General features: G+C 52.2%; 17 protein-coding genes. 6 read left to right on the top strand and 11 right to left on the bottom strand.

Features of this window, described 5'->3' with window-relative positions; all coding sequences use genetic code 11:
• Positions 1-27: 27 nt before the first annotated feature.
• Positions 28-1,191: a M24 family metallopeptidase gene (locus M3090_RS01145; protein WP_249053563.1), complete on the top strand. Its 1,164-nt coding sequence runs from the start codon at positions 28-30 to the stop codon at positions 1,189-1,191.
• A 92-nt stretch (positions 1,192-1,283) separates the two neighbouring features.
• Here the strand turns inward: M3090_RS01145 and M3090_RS01140 are convergent, their stop codons facing one another.
• Together M3090_RS01140 and ruvA are read right to left on the bottom strand one after the other, a co-directional pair.
• A complete protein-coding gene (locus tag M3090_RS01140; protein WP_249053562.1) occupies positions 1,284-2,285 on the bottom strand; it encodes a DUF3843 family protein in 1,002 nt (333 codons plus the stop codon).
• A complete protein-coding gene (gene ruvA / locus M3090_RS01135) occupies positions 2,282-2,875 on the bottom strand; it encodes a Holliday junction branch migration protein RuvA (RefSeq protein ID WP_249053561.1) in 594 nt (197 codons plus the stop codon). The genes M3090_RS01140 and ruvA overlap by 4 nt, the downstream gene beginning before the upstream one ends.
• A gap of 290 nt (positions 2,876-3,165) precedes the next feature.
• Here ruvA and M3090_RS01130 point away from each other — a divergent pair, with 290 nt between their 5' ends.
• The 3 genes from M3090_RS01130 to M3090_RS01120 all read left to right on the top strand — a co-directional run bounded on the left by M3090_RS01130 (position 3,166) and on the right by M3090_RS01120 (position 5,923).
• Positions 3,166-4,065 (top strand): diaminopimelate dehydrogenase, encoded by a 900-nt coding sequence (locus M3090_RS01130; protein ID WP_249053560.1) that lies wholly within the window; start codon positions 3,166-3,168, stop codon positions 4,063-4,065.
• 145 nt (positions 4,066-4,210) lie between these two features.
• Positions 4,211-5,527, top strand: coding sequence for a Na+/H+ antiporter NhaA (gene nhaA / locus M3090_RS01125; protein WP_249053559.1), 1,317 nt, complete (start codon positions 4,211-4,213; stop codon positions 5,525-5,527).
• Between the two features lie 129 nt (positions 5,528-5,656).
• The gene (locus tag M3090_RS01120) at positions 5,657-5,923 is read left to right on the top strand and encodes a PqqD family protein (RefSeq protein WP_249053558.1); all 267 of its coding nucleotides are present in this window, start codon (positions 5,657-5,659) and stop codon (positions 5,921-5,923) included.
• Here M3090_RS01120 and M3090_RS01115 read toward each other — a convergent pair.
• The 6 genes from M3090_RS01115 to M3090_RS01090 form a co-directional block, all read right to left on the bottom strand.
• On the bottom strand, positions 5,894-7,006 hold the full coding sequence (locus M3090_RS01115; RefSeq protein ID WP_249053557.1) for a hypothetical protein: 1,113 nt from the start codon (positions 7,004-7,006) through the stop codon (positions 5,894-5,896). The genes M3090_RS01120 and M3090_RS01115 overlap by 30 nt on opposite strands.
• Before the next feature lie 190 nt (positions 7,007-7,196).
• Entirely contained in the window at positions 7,197-9,803 is a 2,607-nt protein-coding gene (locus M3090_RS01110; protein ID WP_249053556.1) for a leucine-rich repeat domain-containing protein, read from the bottom strand.
• Positions 9,804-10,379: 576 nt separating this feature from the next.
• Positions 10,380-11,495 (bottom strand): nucleotidyltransferase family protein, encoded by a 1,116-nt coding sequence (locus M3090_RS01105; protein WP_249053555.1) that lies wholly within the window; start codon positions 11,493-11,495, stop codon positions 10,380-10,382.
• Positions 11,496-11,530: 35 nt separating this feature from the next.
• Positions 11,531-11,986 carry a S24/S26 family peptidase gene (locus tag M3090_RS01100; protein ID WP_249053554.1) on the bottom strand — a complete coding sequence of 152 codons (456 nt, stop codon included), beginning with the start codon at positions 11,984-11,986 and terminating at the stop codon, positions 11,531-11,533.
• The gene (locus M3090_RS01095) at positions 11,983-12,831 is read right to left on the bottom strand and encodes a hypothetical protein (RefSeq protein ID WP_249053553.1); all 849 of its coding nucleotides are present in this window, start codon (positions 12,829-12,831) and stop codon (positions 11,983-11,985) included. The genes M3090_RS01100 and M3090_RS01095 overlap by 4 nt, the downstream gene beginning before the upstream one ends.
• 7 nt (positions 12,832-12,838) lie before the next feature.
• The gene (locus M3090_RS01090; RefSeq protein ID WP_249053552.1) at positions 12,839-14,476 is read right to left on the bottom strand and encodes an ABC transporter ATP-binding protein; all 1,638 of its coding nucleotides are present in this window, start codon (positions 14,474-14,476) and stop codon (positions 12,839-12,841) included.
• 1,052 nt (positions 14,477-15,528) lie between these two features.
• Here M3090_RS01090 and M3090_RS01085 point away from each other — a divergent pair.
• Both M3090_RS01085 and M3090_RS01080 read left to right on the top strand, forming a co-directional pair.
• Positions 15,529-18,213 (top strand): hypothetical protein, encoded by a 2,685-nt coding sequence (locus M3090_RS01085; protein WP_249053551.1) that lies wholly within the window; start codon positions 15,529-15,531, stop codon positions 18,211-18,213.
• Between the two features lie 260 nt (positions 18,214-18,473).
• A complete protein-coding gene (locus tag M3090_RS01080) occupies positions 18,474-19,499 on the top strand; it encodes a hypothetical protein (protein WP_249053550.1) in 1,026 nt (341 codons plus the stop codon).
• Between the two features lie 374 nt (positions 19,500-19,873).
• Here M3090_RS01080 and rseP read toward each other — a convergent pair whose 3' ends face one another.
• The 3 genes from rseP to M3090_RS01065 all read right to left on the bottom strand — a co-directional run bounded on the left by rseP (position 19,874) and on the right by M3090_RS01065 (position 23,499).
• Positions 19,874-21,235, bottom strand: a complete 1,362-nt coding sequence (gene rseP, locus M3090_RS01075; RefSeq protein WP_249053549.1) for an RIP metalloprotease RseP — start codon at positions 21,233-21,235, stop codon at positions 19,874-19,876.
• A gap of 202 nt (positions 21,236-21,437) precedes the next feature.
• Positions 21,438-22,598, bottom strand: a complete 1,161-nt coding sequence (locus M3090_RS01070; protein WP_249053548.1) for a 1-deoxy-D-xylulose-5-phosphate reductoisomerase — start codon at positions 22,596-22,598, stop codon at positions 21,438-21,440.
• Between the two features lie 31 nt (positions 22,599-22,629).
• On the bottom strand, positions 22,630-23,499 hold the full coding sequence (locus M3090_RS01065) for a M23 family metallopeptidase (RefSeq protein WP_249053547.1): 870 nt from the start codon (positions 23,497-23,499) through the stop codon (positions 22,630-22,632).
• Positions 23,500-23,507 lie beyond the last annotated feature (8 nt).

Genomic DNA, 23,507 nt, shown 5'->3' with positions numbered 1-23,507 from the left:
CGCGTGTCAATTTTATCATTATAGTGTATGTTACAACCCGAATTGAAGTTAAGGCGTGATAAGATACGCGCCCTGATGGCTTTGCAGGAGATAGATGCTGCCATCGTTACTTGCAACGTGAATCTGATTTATACTTGTGGCCGTGTAGTCAGTGGTTATTTGTATTTGCCTCTCCAAGCGCCGGCTCAATTGTTTGTCAAGCGACCCAATAATCTTACGGGAGAGTTTGTGACTCCTATTCGCAAGCCTGAACAGTTGCCGGATTTGCTGAAGGAGCGTGGATTGCCTATGCCTAAAAGACTTATGTTGGAGGGCGATGAGTTGCCTTTCCGTGAATACAATCGTTTGGCTGCTTGTTTCCCTGATAGTGAAGTGTTGCCTTGCGGCACCGAACTGATTCGTCGGGCACGTAGTGTGAAGACTGCGATGGAACTGGAGTTGTTCCGTCGTTCGGGTGTGGCACATGCACGGGCTTATGCGCAGATTCCGTCGGTTTATCGTTCGGGAATGACGGACCGGCAATTCTCTATCGAAATAGAGCGTCTGATGCGTTTGGAGGGTTGTCTGGGCATTTTTCGTGTCTTCGGGCGTAGTATGGAGATTTTTATGGGCAGTGTGCTGTCGGGTGACAATGCGGCTGCGCCCAGTCCGTATGATTTTGCGTTGGGGGGCGAGGGGCTTGACCCGTCGTTGCCGGGCGGGGCGAACGGCACGTTGTTGCAGCCCGGACAGAGCATTATGGTGGATTTAGGCGGAAATTTCTACGGTTATATGGGTGACATGAGCCGTGTTTATTCCGTCGGCTCTCTGCCTCAGAAGGCGTATGATGCCCATCAGGCATGTCTGGAGGCACAGGCGGAGGTCACGGCGTTGGCTCGTCCGGGTGTGGCTTGCGAGGAACTTTACAACAAGGCGGTGGAAGTGGTGAGCAAGGCTGGATTTGCTGATTATTTCATGGGTGTCGGCCAGAAGGCTAAGTTCGTGGGGCATGGCATCGGGCTGGAGATTAACGAGGCTCCTGTGCTGGCTCCGCGCATCCGTCAGGAGTTGGAGCCGGGCATGGTCTTTGCGTTGGAGCCGAAGGTTGTTTTGCCTGGAGTGGGGCCTGTGGGCATCGAAAACTCGTGGGCGGTGACGGCAGACGGTGTGGAGAAACTTACTGAGGCGCCCGAGGAAATCATTGCTTTGTAGGCGTATCTCGTATCGTAGAAGAAAAGGCGCATCGAAGCCGGTGGACGTAGTGTTCGTCGGGCTTTGATGCGCCTTGTTTTGAGTGGTCTGGATTATCGTCCTTCGTAATACTCGCCCAGGTAGTAGCGTGCCACGAAGTCCCAGTTGTCATGCAGCAGGACGCGTCCGTTGTGGAAAGGGAAGCGGGCGTCGGGCAGCAGCCCCAGGGCCATGCCTGCTTTCAGCAGGTCGAAGGGGCAGCGGCCGGGTTGGCAGAACAAGGTGTGGCCTTCTTCGATGGCTCGCTGTGGGTCGTACATCGGGTTGTGCGGGTCGCGGAAGCAGGCGGCCACGTCGTGTGCCAGCAGTATGCCCTTGGTGTTGGCATAGATGACGAACTCGCGGCAAGGGGCCAGGTCGGGCAGCAGTGCGCCGGGGCGGTCGGGCCAGCCAAGTGTGTCGACAAAGAAGCGGCGCAGCTCGTCGTAGTCGGCAAAGTACAGCAGAGGATATCCGCCTGTGTGTGCCAGGCAGCGCAGGGCGTTGGGGTTCATGTCGGGCCGCATGGCTGAGTCGGGCAGGGGTGCGGCAGGCGTCAGCAGGCTGTCCGTGCCTTTTACCCAGGGGATGGAGGGGGCTTCGTCGTTTACGGGTGCTTGTTCGAACGATGTGTCCATCAGGTCGTAGGCCACTCCGGCCAAGGCGGCCAGCCGTTCGTCTTCCGGATTGAACAAGGTGTAGTCGCCGGGTTGTTTCCGGGCGGGGCGGGCCAGTTGTGTCCAAAGCACCAGGGCAACGTCTTCCGGATTGATTTCATCGGCGGCATAGTTTTCGCCGGTGGGCAGGAAGGGGAGTGTGCGGCCCGGATAGAGTGTTCGGTAGTGCCGGGTGAAGTCTGTCCATCCGCCGTTTTGCCCGATGGAGTCTTGGAAATACAGGGTCAGCGCCCAGACTGCCTGTTCTTGCGCTTCCGGTTTCTGTCCTTTGAATAAAGATGAACCGGTGACAGCAGGCATCAGTGTCGAGGCGAAGTCTATGTACCACTTGTCGCTCTCCATGACCTTTCGGCGTCCGTTGGCCCGGAGCCATTGCTGAAGGTTGAGGCTGCTTATCATAGTCTTTTCAGGGCTAATTTGATGACTTGTTCCACCGGTGCCGAAGGGTCTTCTTTGAGGATGCCCATGACCACCTTTTGCGAGGCGCCTTGTTGGAAGCCCAGCATGGTCAGTGCGGCCACGGCTTCGTCCATCACCTCGGCGTTGGGCGCTGTGCCCGTCGTGCCTGTTCCGGCGGCGGCCACGGCGCCCGTCCGAATTTTGTCCTTCAGGTCTACGATGATGCGCTGTGCCGTCTTCAGGCCGATGCCTTTCACCGTCTTCAGCAGGTTGGCGTTTTCGTTGCCGATGACGTTCACCAGCTCGGTGGGCGACAGGGCCGAGAGAATCATGCGGGCCGTGTTGCCGCCGATGCCCGAAACGGAGATGAGCAGCAGGAACAGTTCGCGTTCCTGCCGGTCGGCAAACCCGAACAGGGTGTAGGCGTCTTCGCGGATGGCTTCGCAGATGTAGAGCTTACAGCTTTTTTTGCCTTGGATGGCGGAATAGGTGTTGAGGGAGATATTGGCGGCATAACCTACGCCGTTGCAGTCGATGACGGCCATGGCGGGAGTCAGTTCGGCTATTTCGCCCCGGATATATTCTATCATATTAAGTGTATTGTAATAAGCTATGGTACAGGCATTTGCTCCCTCTTCGACCGAAGCTTGGCTCTTGTCCGTACGAGGCGTACTTCGTGTCCGTACGGGGGGTGCTTCGTGTGCGCCAGGGGCTTGCCGTCTGTTTATTGCGCGAAGATACACATTCTTTCCGAGACGGCATAATCTAAAAAAAGAAAAAACGCGATGCACTAAATGAGCCTTTTGGGCGGTAGTTTGCGAAGAAATGCTTACTTTTGCGGCCGAAAACAAGACATGTGACATATAAAACCTGTAAACGTATGAAAAAAGTAAGAGCAGCCATTGTTGGCTATGGTAATATTGGGCACTACGTGCTCCAAGCTTTGCAGGCAGCACCGGACTTTGAGATTGCCGGTGTGGTGCGCCGTGCAGGAGCAGAAAACCGTCCTGCCGAATTGAGTGAATATCCTGTGGTGAAGCATATTTCTGAGTTGGAAAGCGTAGATGTGGCCATCCTCTGCACTCCTACCCGCCGGGTAGAAGCATACGCCAAAGAAATATTGGCGATGGGCATCCACACCGTGGACAGCTTCGACATCCACACCGAAGTGCCTGCCTTGCGCCGCACACTGGGCGAAGTGGCACGGGCGCACGGCACCGTCTCCGTCATCTCCGCCGGTTGGGACCCGGGAAGCGATTCCGTGGTACGTACCCTGCTCGAAGCCATCGCCCCCAAGGGCATTACCTATACGAATTTCGGACCGGGCATGAGCATGGGACACACCGTAGCCGTCAAAGCCGTGCCGGGCGTCAAGGCCGCCCTGTCCATGACCATTCCCGTAGGCACCGGCATCCATCGCCGCATGGTCTATATCGAAGTGGAAGACGGTTATGACTTCAATCAGGTGGCTGCCGCCATCAAGGCCGACCCCTACTTCGTGAACGACGAGACGCACGTGCAGCAGGTGCCCAGCGTAGACGCCCTGCTCGACATGGGCCACGGTGTCAACCTGACGCGCAAAGGCGTATCGGGCAAGACGCAAAACCAACTCTTTGAGTTCAACATGCGCATCAACAACCCGGCTCTCACGGCACAGGTGCTTGTCTGTGTGGCTCGCGCCGCCATGCGCCAGCAGCCCGGTTGCTATACGATGATAGAGATTCCCGTCGTCGACCTCTTGCCGGGCGAACGCGACGAGTGGATTGGCCATCTGGTATAAGACTATATCAGGGGCGGATACGGAACAAGGATGTCTCCTCCCGTGTACAAAAGACGGGGGTGGGCATCCTTTTTTCGTCAGACGACGCCCCCGACAGCGATTCCTTTATCCTTGCAATCAATCATCTTAGAATAAACAGAAAGACATGACTGGAAAATACAAGCGCAGACTTAGCCGGGGAGTCGTACTCCCCGTGCAGCAATTCATCAACCGCGAGAAGTCGGCCGGCGTGGTGCTGGGCATCAGCATCGTGGTGGCCATGGTGTTGGCCAATTCTCCTTGGAGTGAGGAATATTTTCATTTGTTTGAAAACAAAGTGGGCTTCTTCTTCAACGGCGAGCCTTACCTCTATTACTCCCTGCACCACTGGATTAACGACGGACTGATGTCGATGTTCTTCTTCGTGGTAGGTCTGGAGCTGAAGCGTGAGTTTATCGGCGGCGAACTGTCCGACCCGCGCAATACCATCCTGCCCATCGGGGCAGCCGTGGCGGGCATGTTGGTGCCTGCCCTGATTTATACCCTGCTGAATGCCGGCACCGGTGCGGCTGGTGGCTGGGGCATCCCGATGGCTACGGACATCGCTTTCTCGCTGGCCATCATTTACCTGCTGGGCGACCGCGTGCCGCTGGCGGCCAAGGTATTCCTCACCACGCTGGCCATTGTGGACGACCTCGGAGCCGTGGTGGTTATCGCCCTGTTCTATACTTCGGAGATTTCCCTGCTCAACATCGCCATTGGCGTTGCCTTCCTGCTGGTGATGTGGGGAGCCAACAAGCTGGGGGTGAAGAACGTCCTGTTCTATGGCCTGCTGGGCATCGGCGGTGTGTGGGTGGCCTTCCTGATGTCCGGCATTCATGCCACGATAGCCGCCGTGCTGGCTGCCTTTGTCATTCCGGCCGATGCACGTCTGCCCGAAGCGATTTACCTGAAGCGGGCCGCGCGGCATCTGCGGGCCTTCTCGCGCATGGAACCCAACGGCGTCTCTACGCTGGACCACAAGCAACTGGAGGTGGTGGCACAAATGCGGAACGACACGCGCGATGCCATGCCTCCCTCGCAACGGCTGGAGCATGCCATGCATCCCTTTGTGTCGTTTGTGGTGATGCCCATCTTTGCCTTGGCCAATGCGGGCGTGTCTTTTGCCGGGCTCGACGGTTCGGTGGTCTTTTCTACGAACGTGGCGTTGGGTGTGGCACTGGGCCTGTTTCTGGGCAAGCCCTTGGGCATTGTGTTTTCCACGTGGTTGCTGTCGCGCCTGGGCGTGGCCCGTCCGGCCGAGGGGCTGACGATGCGCCGTGTCGTGGGGCTGGGCTTTCTGGCTTCCATCGGCTTCACCATGTCCATGTTCATTTCCACGCTGGCCTTTACGGACGATACCTTGCTGCTGCAGGCCAAGCTGGGCATCTTTGCCGCATCCATCTTGGGCGGGATTGTCGGCTACCGGCTGCTGAAGAAATAAGAAAGAGAAGGAGTGATTGTTCTTCCCAGAGACAGGCCTTCCTCCGAAAAAAGTGCTCCTGGTGTTTTCGCTTTTCACTACCATTGCTTACCTTTGTCCCACTATTAACTAATTTAAAAAGATAACAGTATGCGTATAAAAGAGAATTATAAGGTGCGGCAGATTGCCGGCGAGAATCTAGTTGTTAATCAAGGTAAAGATCATTCGGACATGACGAAGGTCATTTCGTTGAATACCACAGCCCTGCTGTTGTGGGAAGCTTTGCAGGGTAAAGATTTTACAGCAGATGACGCAGCCGAAGTCTTGGTTGGTCGCTTCGGCATCTCGAAAGAGCAGGCTCAGACCGACGCCGGACGCTGGATAGAATCACTGACGCGTTGCGGTGTTATTGCTTGAGAATTTTTTCCAACCAGGCAGCCAAAGGCGGATGTATCCTGTCGCAATGCCTAGTAGGGCGAAGGCTGCCATGTATTTTAACTTTGATGGCGAAGAAGGGAGGACAGGTGCTGTGGCTGGCTGTATGACGGCAAAGACCGGACGCACCTTGATGACCTTTACGCGGGCGGCATGCGCTTGCAAACTCGTACGGACATATTCCTGGTAGGCTTGTTCGGTCAGTATGCGTAGTTTGATTTGTTCTTTCTGCGCATTTCTGTAGGCCAGGTCACGGTTTCGGTCCTCGAAGTCAGCCTGTGCCTCCTGCGCTTCGTAATACTTCTGCTTGGCTTTTTGCTGCTGTCGGAGTGCGATGGCTAATTCTTTTTCCCTTTTTTGTGTGCGGTAGTTGGTGATGTAAGCTTGTATGCGGCGGCTGAGACTGTCGGCCACGATGGCTGCGGCGAGCGGATCTTGCATACGGCAGTTGATGGTTACTGTATGACTCTTTACATCAGGCTCAATGTTGATGCGGCCATTGATGGCTGCGGCAATGCCTGTTTCTTTGGCCGAGAGAGTGAGGATGGTAAACGTCGTGTCAGTATTGCTGTTGGTGACATAGTTGGTTTGTTGCTCTCTGGGCTTGTCGAGGAAAGAGCCAGTAATCAAGGCGAGAAGCTTGCCGAAGGCGGTTTGGAAGAAACTCCACCAAGGACGGCTTTGGTGTTTATCCATATATTCATAGAGAGTCAAGGTACTGTCGGGTGGACAGTCGATGGTTTGCAAAGGAATATCGAACAAAGTAACGAGGAAACCGGTAGAACTGACGATGTAAGGGTAGAAATCGGGAGTAATAGCATCGCGCTCTTTTCCTTCTCCTCCGCCCAGAATGTCTGCTGCCCAATTACCGGATGTACTGCTGCCGTCGCTGATGCTTTCGGGGGAGAGAAGGATACGGACGACATATTCCTTGGGGATGCTGAGGGCGACGAGGAGGCCGAAGATAAGTCCGATGCTTGCGGCCCGGAGCAGGGTGCGACGGTGACGCCAGGCGAGGTGCAGGTGGCGGGTGAGGCGATGTCTTTGGGTTACTTTATCAGTCATGTCTTGGGTATGTAGGAGTCATCGCATCCTTGCGATGGTTGGTTTGTTAGTGTGAGGCAGGGATGCCTCACCTCCTGTGCAGAGTATTCAAGAAAAAAGGTGGGGAGCGTGTCCCCACCTTTCGTTGTATTGGGAATCGGTGTGATTGCCCGTTTTTGCCGAGAGTTGTTGGGCTCTCGTTCTGCGTTGTTTAGTTCTCTATATTCAAGATAGACTTAAATGTGATAACCGTATTGTCAGTATCGCCGATGGTCAACTGAGTAGACGTGCGACCTGTTTGAGCCGGGTTGACGAACAAGGTGACGTTTTTCGTATTGCTACCGAATGTCGTGGACCACTGAGAACCAGGAAGGAGAGTAGATCCGTCGGCATCAACGTTGCAGGTGAACGGCTGGTCAAATTGAATTTGAATCAGCTTGGATGCACCGCCCAGCACACCGCGTTCTACTTCTGTTGCATTCAGGAACTGGATGTGTTCAATAGCAGTACACATGTGGAATGCACCAGAACCTACGGTTTCTGCACCTACTTTAATCACTTTTCTGTTTTCATACCAAGCACCGAACAGTTTCGAGCAATCCTTGAAGGCGCACTTGCCGATGCTCGTGGTGTTCTCCAATTTTGCATCAGTCCATTCTTCGCAGCCATAGAAAGCGTAGTCACCGATGGTTTGTACGTTGTCGAGTTTGATGCTGTTTGTAGCTGAAGAAGTCAACTTTTTGCAGGCTTGGAATGCATACTCGTTAACAGCGGTCAGAGTTGTGCCATCGCTTGTTACAGATACCAGATCATCGCAGTTCTGGAATGCGTAAGCCGGAATTGCTGCGGTCTGTACCAAGTTGATAGTGGTCAGCGCTGTGCCACGGAAGGCTGCGAAGCCGTTTGTATTCAGTATGAAGTTACCATCACCCTTGATAGTGGCCAGGTTAATACATCCATCGAAGGAGTTAGGACCTACTTCTACAGTGCCTACAGTTACTTCATTCAGATTGCTGTAGCCTTCCAGTGTGAAGCCCTGAGACGGGAAGCCGACGTTCATCACTGTGGCTTTGCTCATGTCGAGTTTCAACAGCTTGTCGTCATCCAAGAAGGAGAAGGCAATGTCGCGGTCCAAGAACGGATAGCTCTTCAGATAAACATTGGTCAGACCATTGTTACCCTCTTTGCCGAAGCCAGTGAAGGCTGTTGCATCAATTTCAGTAACAGCGGGGAAGTTGATTTCTGTCAACTGGCTGAACGTGCTACGATTGAAGGCGTTGGCGGGGATCTTCGTATCGTTGATCAAGACGAGCTTTTTCAGATTCGTGAACTGCTTCAGGTAGCTGTATTGGTCAACATTGTTAGCCTCGTCATAGATGGGAGTTTTAGAGATGATGGTAGTAAACTCTGTAGGATTGATGCTTTCTCCGTTCCATATTACATTGCTTCCACGCATGATATCTTCTGCAAAAGTGGCATCATTGATAATCAGAGCGCGATCGTTGGGCTTGTTAGTAACCAGATAAGGATATTTGGCGATATCCAGTGTGTAACGGTTGTACCCCTTTGTGTTGCTCCAGTCGCCGGCAGTAGAGAACCCACCGAAAGGCGATATAATACCTATTCCTGACTCCTTGTCAGCCTTTAAGGTGATGTTTTCGAAAGTGTAAGTAGCAACCAGTTCTTCATTGATGTCTTTCTCTCTGCTATAACCGTTCAAAGTGCGGAAAACCGGGCTAACGATCATGAAGGCAGAATTGTTGTCTGACCATGCCTGGTTAAGACTTAATGTAACTTCGTTTGCAGCACCTGTTACGTCTGTGCTCCACTCACCATCAATCTGAGTGTTGCTATTGGTAGAAGCAACGACTTTGGTTCCATCAGAAGACAAGAAATCTACGTCTTTCCAGTCGAATTCGCTGTTGTCGGGATTAGGCATGTTGATACGCATCTGTGCGTTACCATAGTTCAGAATAGAAGGAGCGATATCGCCTTCGTCTGTATAATCTCCATTGCCATTCTGGTCATAACCTTTAGCTTCCACTTTAATAGTCTGCAAATTGCCGAAAATACTTTTCAAATTTTCATTCACAGCACTCAGCACGGGGTCGCTATCCAGGTTCGCGGTCTTCCATGCGATGTAACCCATTGGGCGTTTGAAAGAAAGATTCACTCTTTCACCAACGGATTCATAAGTAGCATCAGGGTTGGGGTAGCCAGTACCATAAGCCAGCATAAGGGTTTTTTCTGCAATAGAATTACCTTCAGTGCCACTGGTTTGATTCTGAGTTGTTATGTCAGGCAGACTCTTGATGATAAGTTTTCCTTGATTCTCTTGGCTGAAATCAAGCACTGAAGTTTCCGGATAAACAGCCAAGAACTCTGCAGGATCATCAGCATCTTTATCTGCCGCGAAGTATAAAATATCATCGTTGCTTACGCCCGTAAACCAAGGTTCGTTCATAGAACGCGTAGCCTTGTATTGGGCAGGAGTTGCTTCACCGGTTGAAGGGGATGCTTGAACCCATTTGCTCCAGTCATCCACCCTAGTGCCGCTGACACCAGTTCCCAGAGTACCACCTTTGATTGCACCGACAGCATAAATGTCAACTTGGTCTTGTTCTGCATACCATTTGTACTTCAGTGTGCTTTCATCCCAATACACTTCACCTCTTGTAGAGGGTGCTTCGGCTTCTACGCCGACAAACGAGATGCCCGGGGCTTGTGCCTCGTTGCTTATCGTTTGTTGTTCAAACTCATCTTGGGTACAGCTTGCCATGAAAGCTAAGAGACCCGCGCAAAATAAGATTCTTTTCATTGTTTGATAATAATTGGTTTTACATTTAGTTAAATCTCAGTATTAACAGGATGGCTACTATCCCCAGTTATCGCCTTCTTCCAGGTCGCTTACTGCGAAGCCTTTTTCGACCTCCACTTCTACAATCTCCACTTCGGGAGCCACATAATTCAAAACTTTCTCCATTGTTGTTTAATTTTAATTGATTAATACTATGTTATTTATGCTATTTTTTCCGTGTTTTTGCCTTTGCTATTATTCCTTTCTTTCTTGGCTCCGTACGAAATACGGTGCAAATATGATTAATTTTATTCGGATGACAAAGAGAAAATACACTTTTTTTTGTTTTTTTCTTTGAAAAGGAAAAAACTCTAAAAGAAAGCTGTTCTGTGGGATAACGTCAGACAGTTTGTGGAGGAGGTAAAAGTGAGCTATGCTTGGTGTGTGGAAGAAGTGCACTTTGGGTACGAAAGAGCCGTGCTTCGTGCGCGGACGAAACACGGCTCTTGTAATAGGGAAGCGGGGAAGAGGGCAAACGGAATGAGGGTACCACGACGTCAGGCGGTAGGCTGCGGAAGCTTGTGGTGATGTTTGTGTTCATCGGCGTCGTGGTCGGAGCAGTACCAGCCCACTGTGCCAAGCCAAGGATAGGGGATAGCAAGCAGCTTCGGAGGGGGCCAGCCGCCAGACGCGTAAACAGCGGCGAAGTGCGCGGGTGAAGGTGTACCATTTGCCACACCAGCGGCCGGCCGGTCGCTTCCCCGTGCGTTCGTCATAGCGACCGAAGTTGCCTCCTTCCCAGATTTCAGCTAGCAGGAAGCGGGCGTTTTTCTGATCTTTGGCGGTGAAGGGAATGGGGAGACTTTCAAAAGGGATGCCCAACTGTTGTACGGCCAATGCGCCGAAAATGCGGGCTGGACGTTGTAGACCATAGCGACGCAACAGGCGTGCAGCTTCTTCTTTTTCTTCAGGAGAGCAGTGTTTGGCCACGTGGCAAGCCCAGTCGCAGAGATGGCGCAGACCGATGCCTTCATTCAAAAAGTGTGTAAGGGCATGAATCAACAGGTAGGATGTGTTGAAGGACGGTGGCAGTACTGTAACTTCCGTTTCTCCTATGTTCAGAACTGTTTTCGGGGTCAGCGGGTCAGACAGTTTGTTGATGTCTTTCTGCAATTTCATATCCTTCCACGGCGTGCTCAGATTGGCCATGACGCGGTGGTTTTCTACCAAAACGTCGTGCCAACACATGGATGTATGCTTGTAGCGTTCTTCTTTTTCGCTGGTGGCTTCTCTCCGAAGCAGTTTGTTGCCCCACTGGAAACCTTGCGGGCCGGTGTAGAGGTCAATGTCTCCACATTGCCGGTGCAGGGGTTGGGGATAATTTTGTGCCACGGCTTGCCCTTTCATGAGCAAGGGTTCCAGTCCGTGCATACGAAAGAGTATATAAAGATTGGCTATTTCCGAGTCAAGTTTCCGGTTGTTTGTTTCCAGTCTCAATACTTCGTTGCACCATGCCAGATACAAGTTCCGGGGTAGGATACTGGTTGTCGGCAGATGTTTTAGACCGTCGAACACAACACCGGCCACGGTTTGCTGGCGAGCCATGCGGTAGATCGTTGTCCAGTCAGTAGAACTGTCAAACAGAGTGGTGTCAAGCTTCCCGTTACCCAAGCCCGCGCGAAGCAGTGCAAGCAGTTGTTGTTGATAGTTCATGTCAGTTTTTTATTTGGATTTCTATCTTCTTATTTTCATATCTTTAGTATCCGGCATAACGGCAACAGCCAACGTCGTAAGAAACGCCATCGGTACCAGTCTCTTCCACGCCGCAACCAAGAGGGGGAGAGGCAATCTATGGTCCGGCCACCAGGACGAACGATGTAGCGGAGTATGCCTACGACTTCGCTACGTTCTACCCGTTCTTGCCGGACGATGTTGCCATCCCCCATAAACAGGCAATGGGCACCGTCTGTTCCCACAAAACGGTGCACCATATATTGTCCTTTCCAGGAAAAGAAGTAACAGCATCCATCTTGTAAGACTTCCTTCTGTGGGCAAGGCAGTAACACGACTACGTCACGCCCTCCCCGTATGAAAGGATACATGCTTCCTCCGTCAATGCGGACTGTTACCTGACGTCCGGCGCGCAGAGCTTCGGCTGCTTCACCCAGGAAGGCATTATTTAGTACCAAACGTTTCATTGTCATACGCCGAATATTGTTTTGCAAGACAAGCGGGCTGCCTCGGCATTCGGCAGGCAGTTCAGGTGAAAGACGGGCACCTGTGACAACATATTGTCGAGTATCTGGCTAATCACGTCATACAATGATTCATCGTAGGCAAAAGCTGGAGGGCATGAAGGATGTAAGGCTGCGTACGCCTGAAGTATGGGCAAGCGCTCAATTTTGTTGTAAGGCGCTTGTGAGAGGCGTACACAAGCCGCTATGGGGTAACATTCATTGCGGTAGCAGGGTGTCTTGCCGCTCCAAGGGCTGCCATATACGTAAGGCTTCCCATTGACGATGCGTACAAATGGGCTGTCGTCGTTCAGCAAGAAAGCACCCTCTATGTTTTCGCGCCATAGGCGTGTATGTGTGCTCTTGCCCGTTCCGCTCTCGCCCAAAAACAACACAGCATTGTCCCGGTAGACAATGGCACTGGTATGTACTGACATCGTTTGTCTTTCTGCTACTAACAAGCCAAACCCCATCCAGCAGGCGAAATGCAGCAAACGTTCTTGTAATACCCCCGACAGGTAGATGCGATTGTCTATGGTCCACAGTCGCAAAAGTTCTCCCGCAGGTGATTCGATTTCAAAAGCATAACCGTCGGCATAGCGTCCGAAACGCCAAAATGTCCCATACACTTCGACACAATACAACCTGTTGGTCATTGTGGGGCCATCTTCGCTGCTTACGATAAATTCGCCTACGGGGGTTCCGCCATCCGATGTTCGGAAGGGGATAAATGCAGGTAGGGGGGCCAAGGCTTCCAGAAGGTCTTTGCCTTGTATGCGGATGCGATGTCCCGCTATTAGATAATCTTGTTCCATTATGATGTTATACTATTTCTGTTTGTTTTTCTAAATCAAAAATCCGGTCACATAAGGCCAGTGAACTTTCCCGGTGTGCGATGATAATCATAGTCAATTCCTGATAGGATGCCGACAGTTGCTGTAAGGCTCGGTTTATTTCTTGTTCTGTCCTGTTGTCGAGAGCCGACGTTGCCTCGTCGAAGAACAAGACATCGGCTTCCTTATACAAAGCGCGGGCGATGCCCAAACGCTGCTTTTGTCCGCCTGACATCCTGCTGCCCGACTCGCCCAACAGAGTGTTCAATCCTTCCGGTAGCTCGGCCAACCATTCGCCCAGTTGTACTTGTTCCAACACTTTCTGAGCTTTTTGCCGATCTGGTACAGACTGGCCCAACGCGATGTTCTCTAGCAAAGTACCGTCCATGACGAATATCTCTTGCGGAACGTAGCCCACTCTCTGGTGCCAGCCCATGCGGTTATCCGGTGTCAGCAACTGTCCGTCAATGCGAATCTCGCCTTCCGTGGGTTTCAGAAAACCGAGCAGCAGGTTGAATAATGTCGATTTACCCGATCCGCTTGCTCCCCGGATGCCCACACGTTCTCCTCGATTGATGTGCCAGTTCAATCCGCTGAACAGTAGGTGTCCATCGGGAAAGGCATAGCCCAAATTTTTCAGTTCGATGCCTTTTTCAAAAGTAAAATTGACCGATTCTTTTGTCGTTTCACTTTCCCGTTCGTCTAAACCATCAGTCAAGACAGCTAGTGTTTGCGATGAGTTTTGTATCACCGCATAGGCATTCAGCATGGCTCGCACGGCTGGCACCAAGCGGAATGCCGCGATGGCGAACACACCGCCCGATAGTCCCAAATCTTCTCTTCCGGCCACAACCAACAATGCCATGCCCAACACAATTGCCGTCTCGGACAGAAACAAAGGTAACAATTGCCAAATCTCCGTACGCAGCCGGTTCGTAGCAATGATTTCCGTCCCCTGCACAAAATTTGTCAGCGAGCTATCGAACGAATGGGCTATCTCTATTTCGGCATATCCACGAAAAGTTTCCATCACCGTCCGCGCCTGTCTGCGCCGTGCTTCAAACTCTTCGGTGCCATACTGCTGCAGCCGCTTCCGCACCAAACGGACATAACCTATTGACAAGGATACGAAGATTGCACAAAGCAGTATGCCTGCCGTTGGCTCCCATATAAACAAGGCTGCCAGCATCAAGGCTGTCAATACGCCCTCGCCGCACAGTCGGAATAAGGAAGCTAAAATACCTTGACAAAAAGCATAGCCCGTATAATTGACCTCGTGAGACAAGCGCGTGCTGCCTTTTCCCTTCAGGAACAACAGACCGCGGCGATAGTAATTGCCAAACATCCTCAAGCTGACATCCTTGTATACCTCCAACTGGAAGCGGCTCTGTATACGTGCCAAGCAGCATACCAACACATTCTTTGCCACCACGAACAACAGTACACCGCCGCACAACAACAACATTTCCCACCGTCCGCTACCGGGCTTCAGCAACATCAGCAGCACAGGGAATAAGGCCGCCACTCCTGCAAAATCCAGCAAAGCGCGCACCACAACGGCCAATAACACCCGATAAGCCTGTCGGCGTTGGCCTTTGGTCAGCAAACGAAGCACATTCTTATACATATTTTTATATACTCAGAGAGAAAGGGCGATAAATACCCTGTCACAGCCCAATCGCTTTTTCGGTTGAACCAGACTCCAAGAGATTCGTACAGGCGCATTACATTCCTGTAGAACAAAGAAAGGTAGGAAAGGAAATTGCTGCCGCAAAGGTACGTAGAATACCCCAAAATACAAATATGGAAGCCGTTAAAAAAATGGTTTTCTTACAGACTTGACAGTGCGATGTGGCTTTGGGGCATTTTTCATATACTTAGAGCCTGTCATTTAAAATTCATTTTCCTGTCATCCCGAGCGTTGTTCTTCCCCCCGTCAAACGGGGGAGGCAAGAGGGGGCATCGAGTGACCTCACTACGCGCTTGGGCAGGTGTTTCTCTCTCTACAAGTCCGTACCAAATTCGTACCTTGTCCCTACCTCGTCCTTGTCTTATAACAGGGACGAGGTAGGGAGGAAGTAGGGAGGAGAAACGACTTTGGTAGGATTTTGGGCTAGATATAAGAAGATACTGAAATCTAGTTTATACATTGTGCAGTATCTGTCATGTTGAGCGGAGCGCAGCGAAGTCGAAACATCTCTCTAATACTTTTCAGACGTATAGTGGGATCCTTCGACTGCGCTCAGGATGACAGAGAAAATGAATTTTAGACAGGCTTTAAGCCGGAAGGCATTTTTGAAGCCAATTATCGCCTTCCGAGGCTTGTCTCATGCTTTCCGGAAGTGTCATTATAGAAAAAAAGATAAAAAAAAGCATTTTTTTCTTGGTGGAACGAATAATATTAATCATATTTGCACCGTATTTCGTACGGAGCCAAGGAAAGGAAAGGAATAATAGCAAAGGCAAAAATACGGAAAAATAGCATAAATAACATAGTATTAATCAATTAAAATTAAAAACAACATGGAGAAAGTTTTGAATTACGTGGCTCCCGTAGTGGAGGTTGTAGAAGTGGAGGTTGAGAAAGGCTTCGCATTCAGCCCAGAACTCCCTACTGAAGATTATTAATCCGATTAGAACAAAGTAAAACGTTATTAAGTTAAATCTGAAATTAAGACAATGAAAAAAAGAGTATTATTCAGCGCATGCGCACTGGCAGCCTGCTTCACAGCTTGTACGAACGACGACTTCCAGAGCGCAATGGAAGGCAACCAAAATGTTGCCACTGAAATCGGAGAGACCGTAGGTGCCGACCTGGTATCGAAAGGCATGACGATTACCGTGCAAGACGGCGAGGCCGACACACGTATGGGTGCTTCAGGAAACTTTACCAATGGTGATATCATTGGTTTGGCTGCCTACAACCTGAACGAAGAAGGGAAATATGGCAACACGCAGAATCAGTCGGACTGGAGTTCTTCTAATGCTAATCAAGACAAGAAGATCTACAACATTCCCAGCTTCGAAACAGAGGACAACGGTGCCACGTGGACGACGATGGCCAACATTTACCAGGGTCCGTACTTTGCCTACTATCCTTGGTCGCGCAAAGGTTTCCAAGAGGAAATGGTTGTTACGCCTAACGAACCGGCACAGACCGGCGCCTTCGCTAGCGACCGTTATACCAACAGATTCCAATTGTCTGCACAGGACTTCATCGCGAGTGGCGCAGGTGTAACTGCAGATGGTGCCTTGGCATGGGATTTCTGTTTGGTAAGCCCCTTGAACCAATATGCCGTAGTGCCCGCACCCAATGCTTACATCACGGCCAGTGACTACCTGAAAGCCATGTACATCACTAGCATGACTGTTAACACGAATGCGCAAGGCGGCGTGATTGCTACCAAAGCAACGATCAATCCGCACCTCATTCCTCATGTAGTGAGAACCATGTATGGAGACATTGATACAGAGGCTACACGTGAAGCGATGGATAAAGCAGCCGTTTTGACGACTGACAACAGCAGTCCTTACCTCATAGTTTCAGACTGGGCTACATCTGTGACTACCAGCATGGGCGACAGCAAATACTTCACATTGGCTGGCGGCGAAAATCTGCATCAGATTCGCGTGTTCTCGTTCCCCATCAAACAGGCTTTGAGCTGGTTTAATGGTGTTGCTTACAGCCCGGACGTAGTATTCGTAGTAAAAGGTAATCAAGGTACTTGGAAGCTGGGTGAGTTCAAGGTAGACGCTGATCAGGCAGACAGCCAAACGCTTATCGAGAACCTGAAGAAGCTGTACGGTAACAACGCCGAATGGTCTATGACCAAGATCTTGAGAAACCAGCAGACCGGTGCTCCGAAAGCTCTCGTTTCTGCTAAGAGCATGAGCGCTGTCCTGACGCCCCAGAACTTCACTCCGGCAACGGACAACATCACCGAAGTTGCCCAGTGGAACGACTTGGTTAACCTGATTGATGCTCTGACCGGCGAAGGCGGCAAGTACAAAGCCGGCCAAGAAGTAACCTTCACGCTGGGCGGCAACCTCAGCTTCACCGGCAACATTGCCACTCCGAAGAATGGTGTGAAGATCGAACTGGTTACTAACAGCAACAGCCTGACTATCAACGGCACGTCCGAATGGCCCGAAAACCTCATTGCTGACAAGGCTGACAACATCGTTGTTGCCGCTGACGCAGTATTGAAGGTTGGTGCAGCAGGCACAGCCACTGCAGGTAAGAAGATTGAGCTTGATGCCACCATCACCAACAACGGTACTATCTATGCCGGTGCATTGGCTTCTATCAGCACGCAGGACAGCAAGGCTTTGGACAACACTGACGGTACAGTATTCGTTGAGTTTGGCGCATACGTTTATCCGAGCGGTGATGCTACTGTAGGTGAAATCGCCTTCGAAGTGAAGGACAGCGAACAGGAAACGATGGGCAACATCAACACCCTGATTCAGACGGATAACACGAAGTTCGCTGACCAAAACGAATATGCATACGTCAATACGCTGTACATTGGTACTGAAGAAGCACAGGTTACACTCGACCTCAATGCAAAGGCCAAGGATGAAGACCCGGGTGACAGATATGAAACGGCGACAACCCCTGCTCAATACCTGCTTCCGTTGGATCTGATCGACATCGTATTGGTGAACGGTAAAGTGGTTTACAAGAAGGGTGATGCCAACGACAATGTGAAGAACGTCATCTCCAGAAGCGGTAAAAATGAAATCCGCGACGTCATTCCTCTGGGTAACATCACCGTTGAAGAAGGCAGCGTGCTGACCATCGAGTCTGACGAAGTATATGGCACTTACAGCAACGAGGACAAAGACCTGGTATTGCCCGCAGAAGATGCTACCATCACGAACTACGGTACGTTGAACGTTACTACCAGTGTTGAGACGGTTGATATCAACAATATGAACTATGATACTTCCGTTATCAATGTAGATCCTGACGAACACATTTGGTACTCGGGTACTTATGTACAAGATGGCCAGACTAAGGGTGACATCGTAAGAAATCCGAAAGTTCCCATACCTTCATTGTCAGCCGAAGCTCACGCTGTAATAGATGCATATGAAGAATGTGTTAAAGCCGATGATATTGATACAAGCTCTGAAGAAAAATTCCTTGAAAGCTTGATGAGTTATGTAAAGAGGCCTGGTGCACTAGATACTTGGGTTTCCGTAAAGTTCTACAATGCCTTCAAAAATTGGTATAAAGCACAATACGGAGTTTCTCTCAGCGGCACTGTTGGAAATGATGCTCAGGATATCACATCACTGATGTTGAAAAACTTCGAAAAAGATGGTGCTTTGGGTCAATGGAATTTCTCCTACGAATAAAGCTTAGACATTGAGAATGTTTCAAGACTTGTAATGTAACGCATCGAGGCCGCCTCTGTACACGGGGCGGCCTCTTTTCTGTTAGGAGGTGCCGCATCCTTGCGGCACACTCGAGTGCGCGGTGCAATCTTTGCAACATGTTGTTGTAGGAGAGGCAATGTGAGGGCGCTGCAAGGATGCGGCACCTCCTATAGCGCATGGTAAATGTGCCGCAAGGATGCGGCACCTCCTATGATTTCAAATTCTCTGTACTTGCATATATGAAAAAGTCTCCATACACCTCTCTGCTGCTCTGGCTGCTCGTCGCCTGGCAACACCGGAAACCGCTGCTGAAAGCTATGAGCATCGGTTTGCTGCTGGGCCTGTTCATCGCCCTCAGCATTCCTCAGGAATATGAAGTAGTCGTCGCTACCGCTGCCGAAAGTATCGCTATTCCCGACGACGAGGGTCTGGAGGGACTTGATTTGAGCAATAGCTTGAGCCGTGCAAAGCGTTACGATGCCCTGAAGCCCAGTCTTTATCCTGAAATATTCAGCTCTACGTCTTTCCTCATTACGCTCTTCGACCTGCCCGTGCAGACCACTGACTGCCCGCCCGACAGCACACTTACTCTCCGCGACTACCTGGAGAATCATCTCCATCGTCCGTGGTGGGAATATCCGGCCAGCGTCGTAAGTGACCTTGTCACCCCGCCCGCCTCACCCTTCGCGGAAGGACTCCCCGTCCTCTCTGCCAAGGACGCCGACATCGTCGACCTCCTTCGGGAAAGGATAACCATCATACCGGACAGGGAGCGTAGAGTCACTACTTTTACTTGCCGTATGCAAGACCCGCTGGTGGCCGCCACTGTGCTCGATAGCCTCAGCCGTCGCATACAGGCCTATATCACCGAATACCGCACTCGCAAAGAGCGTGAGGAACTGGCCAGCGCAAAAAGACTGCAAGAAGAAGCCCGTAAGAGCTATTACCGGGCACAAGAAGTGCAAGCCGCCTTCGAGGACCGCAATCGCGATCTTTCTTTGACTAATGCCCGAAAGGAATTGGTCAAACTGCGCGTCAAGACTAATTTTGCGAGGGAAGAGTACGTCCGTGCCACCTTGCTGGTACACGCCGCAGAAACGCAAGTCGTTCGTGTGCGTCCTGTCTTTGCCGTGATAGAACCAGCCACGACGCCTATCCGTCCCTCTTCGCCCTCGAAGATGAAATATATGGCAGCCTTCGCGCTGTTGGGCGTTGTGGTAGGATATGCCCGCATCGGTTTCTTCAAAATTAAAAAAAGAAAATAAGCGCCGGCAAAAGCGTGTATTAGGAGGTGCCGCATCCTTGCGGCACGCCATCACACGTTTTCTGAATGTTTTTTAGTATGTTGTATGGTGTATGTACCGCAGGATGCGGCACCTCCTATGACAGCCCGTTCATCTGCTTAAGTGATGAAATAGTAAAGAAAGGCGGTGTATCGTAATGTAAAGTCACTATCATTAGCTTCGCTCAAAACTTCTTTTGACTATTTCATTAAGGTTATAGTCTGTCATGTTAAGCGGAGTCGAAACATCTCACTCCTTAATATGTGAGACCATTTGACTGCGCTCAGGGTGACAGAATGATAGCAATTTTGTATTGCGATTCCAGTTCCTTTATTACTTTGTAGAAGACAGGAGCTTTAGAACAGGAAGCGTATCACGTCGTTCAGGTTCGCCCAGATAAGCAAGGCGAAGAGCAGGAACATGCCTACCATCTGAGCCCGCTCCATGAATTTGTCGCTGGGTTTGCGCCGTGCCACAATCTCGTAGATGAGGAAGAGCACATGCCCGCCGTCCAGTGCCGGGATGGGCAGGATGTTCATAAAGGCCAGGATGATGCTGAGGAAGGCTGTCATGTACCAGAACTGGTGCCAGTCCCACGTAGCGGGGAAGATGCTGCCGATGGCGCCGAATCCGCCCAGTTGCTTGGCTCCTTCCTTGGAGAAGAGGTACTTCATCTGGCCCACGTAGCCTTTCAGGGTTTCCACGCCCAACTTGACACCGGCGGGGAAGGAGGCGAAGAAGCTGTAGTCTTTCTGCACTACGGGCAGCAGACGGTCGGTCTGTCCCACCGCATAGACGCCGATGGTGAAGGCCGTGTCCACGCGGAGGGCGACGGTGTTTTCCACACCCTGGCGCATGTAAGTCAGCGTGATGTCGCGCAAGGCCTGGGCGGTGCTGTCTGTCGGGGCCTGAGCGTATTGCTCATGACGCCGCGCCATCTGTTCGCGGAAGTCGAGGTAGGCGATGCGTTCCCCGTCCAGGTGCGTGATGCTGTCACCGGGCAGCAGGCCGGCCAGTTGGGCGGGGCTGCCTGCGGCAAGGCTGTCCAGCACGAAGGGGATGCGGAAGTCGGCAAAGCGTACGCTGTCGGCCAGCAGGCGGTCCATCAGGCCGTCGGGGATATAGACCGAAGCCTCCTTGCCGTCGCGCAGGACGGTGACCTGGCGGGCGTCCACAATGCCCATCAGCAGGTCGGCTCCCATGCGCTCGAAAGGCTTGCTGTCGGCAGAGATGAGCACGTCTCCATCCTGGAAGCCCACTTGGTGCATCGTCTCGTTGAAGTCCATGCCCAACGGGGCTTTCTGCACGGGGATGTACGTGTCACCCCAGGCAAAAAGTATCATCGAGTAGATGAACAGGGCCAGGAGGAAGTTGAACAGCACGCCGCCCACCATGATGAGCAGGCGTTGCCAGGCGGGCTTCGAGCGGAATTCCCAAGGTTGGGGCGGTTGTTTCATCTGCTCCAGGTCCATGGATTCGTCTATCATGCCGCTGATTTTGACGTATCCGCCCAGCGGCAGCCAGCCGACGGCGTATTCCGTCTCACTGCGTTTGGGCTTGAACTTGAAGAGCGTGAACCAAGGGTCGAAGAACAGGCAGAACTTTTCTACCCGCGTCTTGAACAGCCGGGCAAAGAGGAAGTGCCCCATCTCGTGAATAATCACCAGGAGCGAAAGGCTCAGGATGAGCTGGAGGGCACGGATTAAGAATGTTTCCATTTGTCTCTAATTATTACTTTTCTTATTTTTACTTGTTTCTCTTCTCTCTTATTTATAATACTCTGATAATCAATATCTATTTTACTTATCCCCCACGAGGTTCCCGTTTGTCCCCGACGAGGGTATCGTTTGTCCCCGACGAGGGTCTCGTTTGTCCCCCACGAGGGTGTCGTCGGGGACAAACGGGAAAGAGGGGTGTCCCTCAGCCCCTGTTTGTAAGGATTTCTTCTGCCACGCGGCGCGCTTCGGCGTCCGTCTGCACATAGTCCTCGTAGGTGGGCTTGGCAATGAACGGCACGCGCGTCAGGGTCTTCTCGATGACGTCGCTCATGCCTAGGAAAGACACGCGGTCCGTCAGGAAGGCGTGGACGCATATCTCGTTGGCGGCATTGATGATGCACGGCAGGTTCCCTCCCCGGTGCAGTGCCTCGTAGGCCAGGGCCAGGTTGCGGAAGCGCGTGGTGTCGGGGCGCTCGAAGGTGAGGGCCGAACATGTGGCGAAGTCAAGCCGGGGGAATGACGAGCGGACGCGGTCGGGGTAGGAGAAGGCGTACTGGATGGGCAGGCGCATGTCCGGCATCCCCAGTTGTGCCTTGATGGCTCCGTCTTCGAACTGCACCATCGAGTGAATGACCGATTGCGGATGCACCACCACTTCTATCTGCTCCGGGCGCACCCCGAAGAGCCACTTGGCCTCTATCACCTCGAAGCCCTTGTTCATCATCGAGGCGGAGTCGATGGTGATTTTCGCGCCCATGTTCCAAGTGGGGTGATGCAGGGCCTGCTCCTTGGTCACCGTGGCCAGTTGCTCGTGGGTATAGGTGCGGAAGGGACCGCCGGAAGCGGTCAGGATGACCTTTTCTATCGGATTGCCCACCTCGCCCGCCAGGCATTGGAAAACGGCCGAGTGCTCGGAGTCCACCGGAAGAATGGGCGTGCCGTTCACCCGCGCCAGGTCGTTGATGAGGTCGCCGGCCACCACCAGTGTTTCCTTGTTGGCCAGGGCGATGGTCTTGCGGGCACGGATGGCATTGATGGTAGGCTTCAATCCGGCATAGCCCACCATGGCCGTCAGCACAATGTCCACGGGCTTCTCCTGTACAATCTGGCACAGGGCCTCTTCGCCCGCGTAGACCTTGGTGGGCAGGTCGGACAAGGCCTCTTTCAGTGGAGGGTATTTCGATTTGTTGGCTATCACCACGGCCTCGGGCTGGAATTTCCGCGCCTGGGCTATCAGCTCGTCCACGCGGTTGTTGGCGGTCAGCACATAGGCTTCGTACAGGTCGGGGTGCTCCTCGATGACCTGCAGGGCCTGGGTGCCGATGGAACCGGTGGAGCCGAGTATGGCTATCTGTTTCTTCATATATACCTATTATATTATATAGAATATCTCTTTAGAATACGATGTATTGTTCTGCGTTGACTGCCCGCCCCCGGTGCCACAACTCGAAGTGCAGATGGGGTCCCGCGGTCAGCGTGCCGGTGTTTCCCACCAGGGCAATGGCTTCGCCTCCCTTCACCGCGTCACCCTCGGCTTTGAGCAGAGAGCCGCAATGCTTGTAGACGGACACGAAGTCCTGGCGGTGCTGCACGACGATGACGTAACCCGTCTCGGCTGTATAGCTGCTCATCAGCACCGTGCCGTCCAGCGTGGCCAGGACGCTCTCGCCGGGATTGGCGGCAATGTCCGTACCGAAGTGTTTGCCCTCGGCATCGAAGGGAGCGGACACCAGGCCGCGTGTGGGCAGGTAGAAGATGAGGCCGTCGGCATCGGTGCGGGCAGTGATATTGGTCAGGTTGTATTTCTCGGCTTCCTCGTATTTCTTGCGGAAGTCGGCCTCGCGCTGGGTGCGTTCCATCAGGGAGTCTTCGCGCAGCAGGGTGAGCGAGTCCATGCTCTGCACGGTGTCGGTCTTGACGTCGCCGCGGAAGATGTCCTGGATGTTCATCACGTAGAGGTTCTGGCGTTCCAACACTTGCTGGAGCGAATCGGCGCGCAGGGCATTGTTCACCACCTGCTCGCGCACCTCGCTGTTCATATAGCCGGGCAGGTAGTTGCGCAGGGGGGTGAAGGACACAATCAATGCGGCCACGAGAAACAGCCCCAGCAGGACGAAGAGCAGGATGGAAATGCCGTTCAGCTTGGACACATAGAGGCTGGCCACCTCTTCCAACGTGTTCTCGTTGGTGATGGTCAGGCGGTACTTGAACTTGATGTCCTTCCAAAACGGCTTTCGTTTCTTTCTCTTCTTCGGTGTTGCCACGTTTTCAG

The sequence above is a fragment of the Bacteroides sp. ET71 genome (assembly GCF_023336905.1).
In the GTDB taxonomy this organism is placed as follows: domain Bacteria; phylum Bacteroidota; class Bacteroidia; order Bacteroidales; family Bacteroidaceae; genus Bacteroides.
Note: the sequence above shows the minus strand (reverse complement) of the source record. Positions and strands in the feature narration are given on the sequence as shown.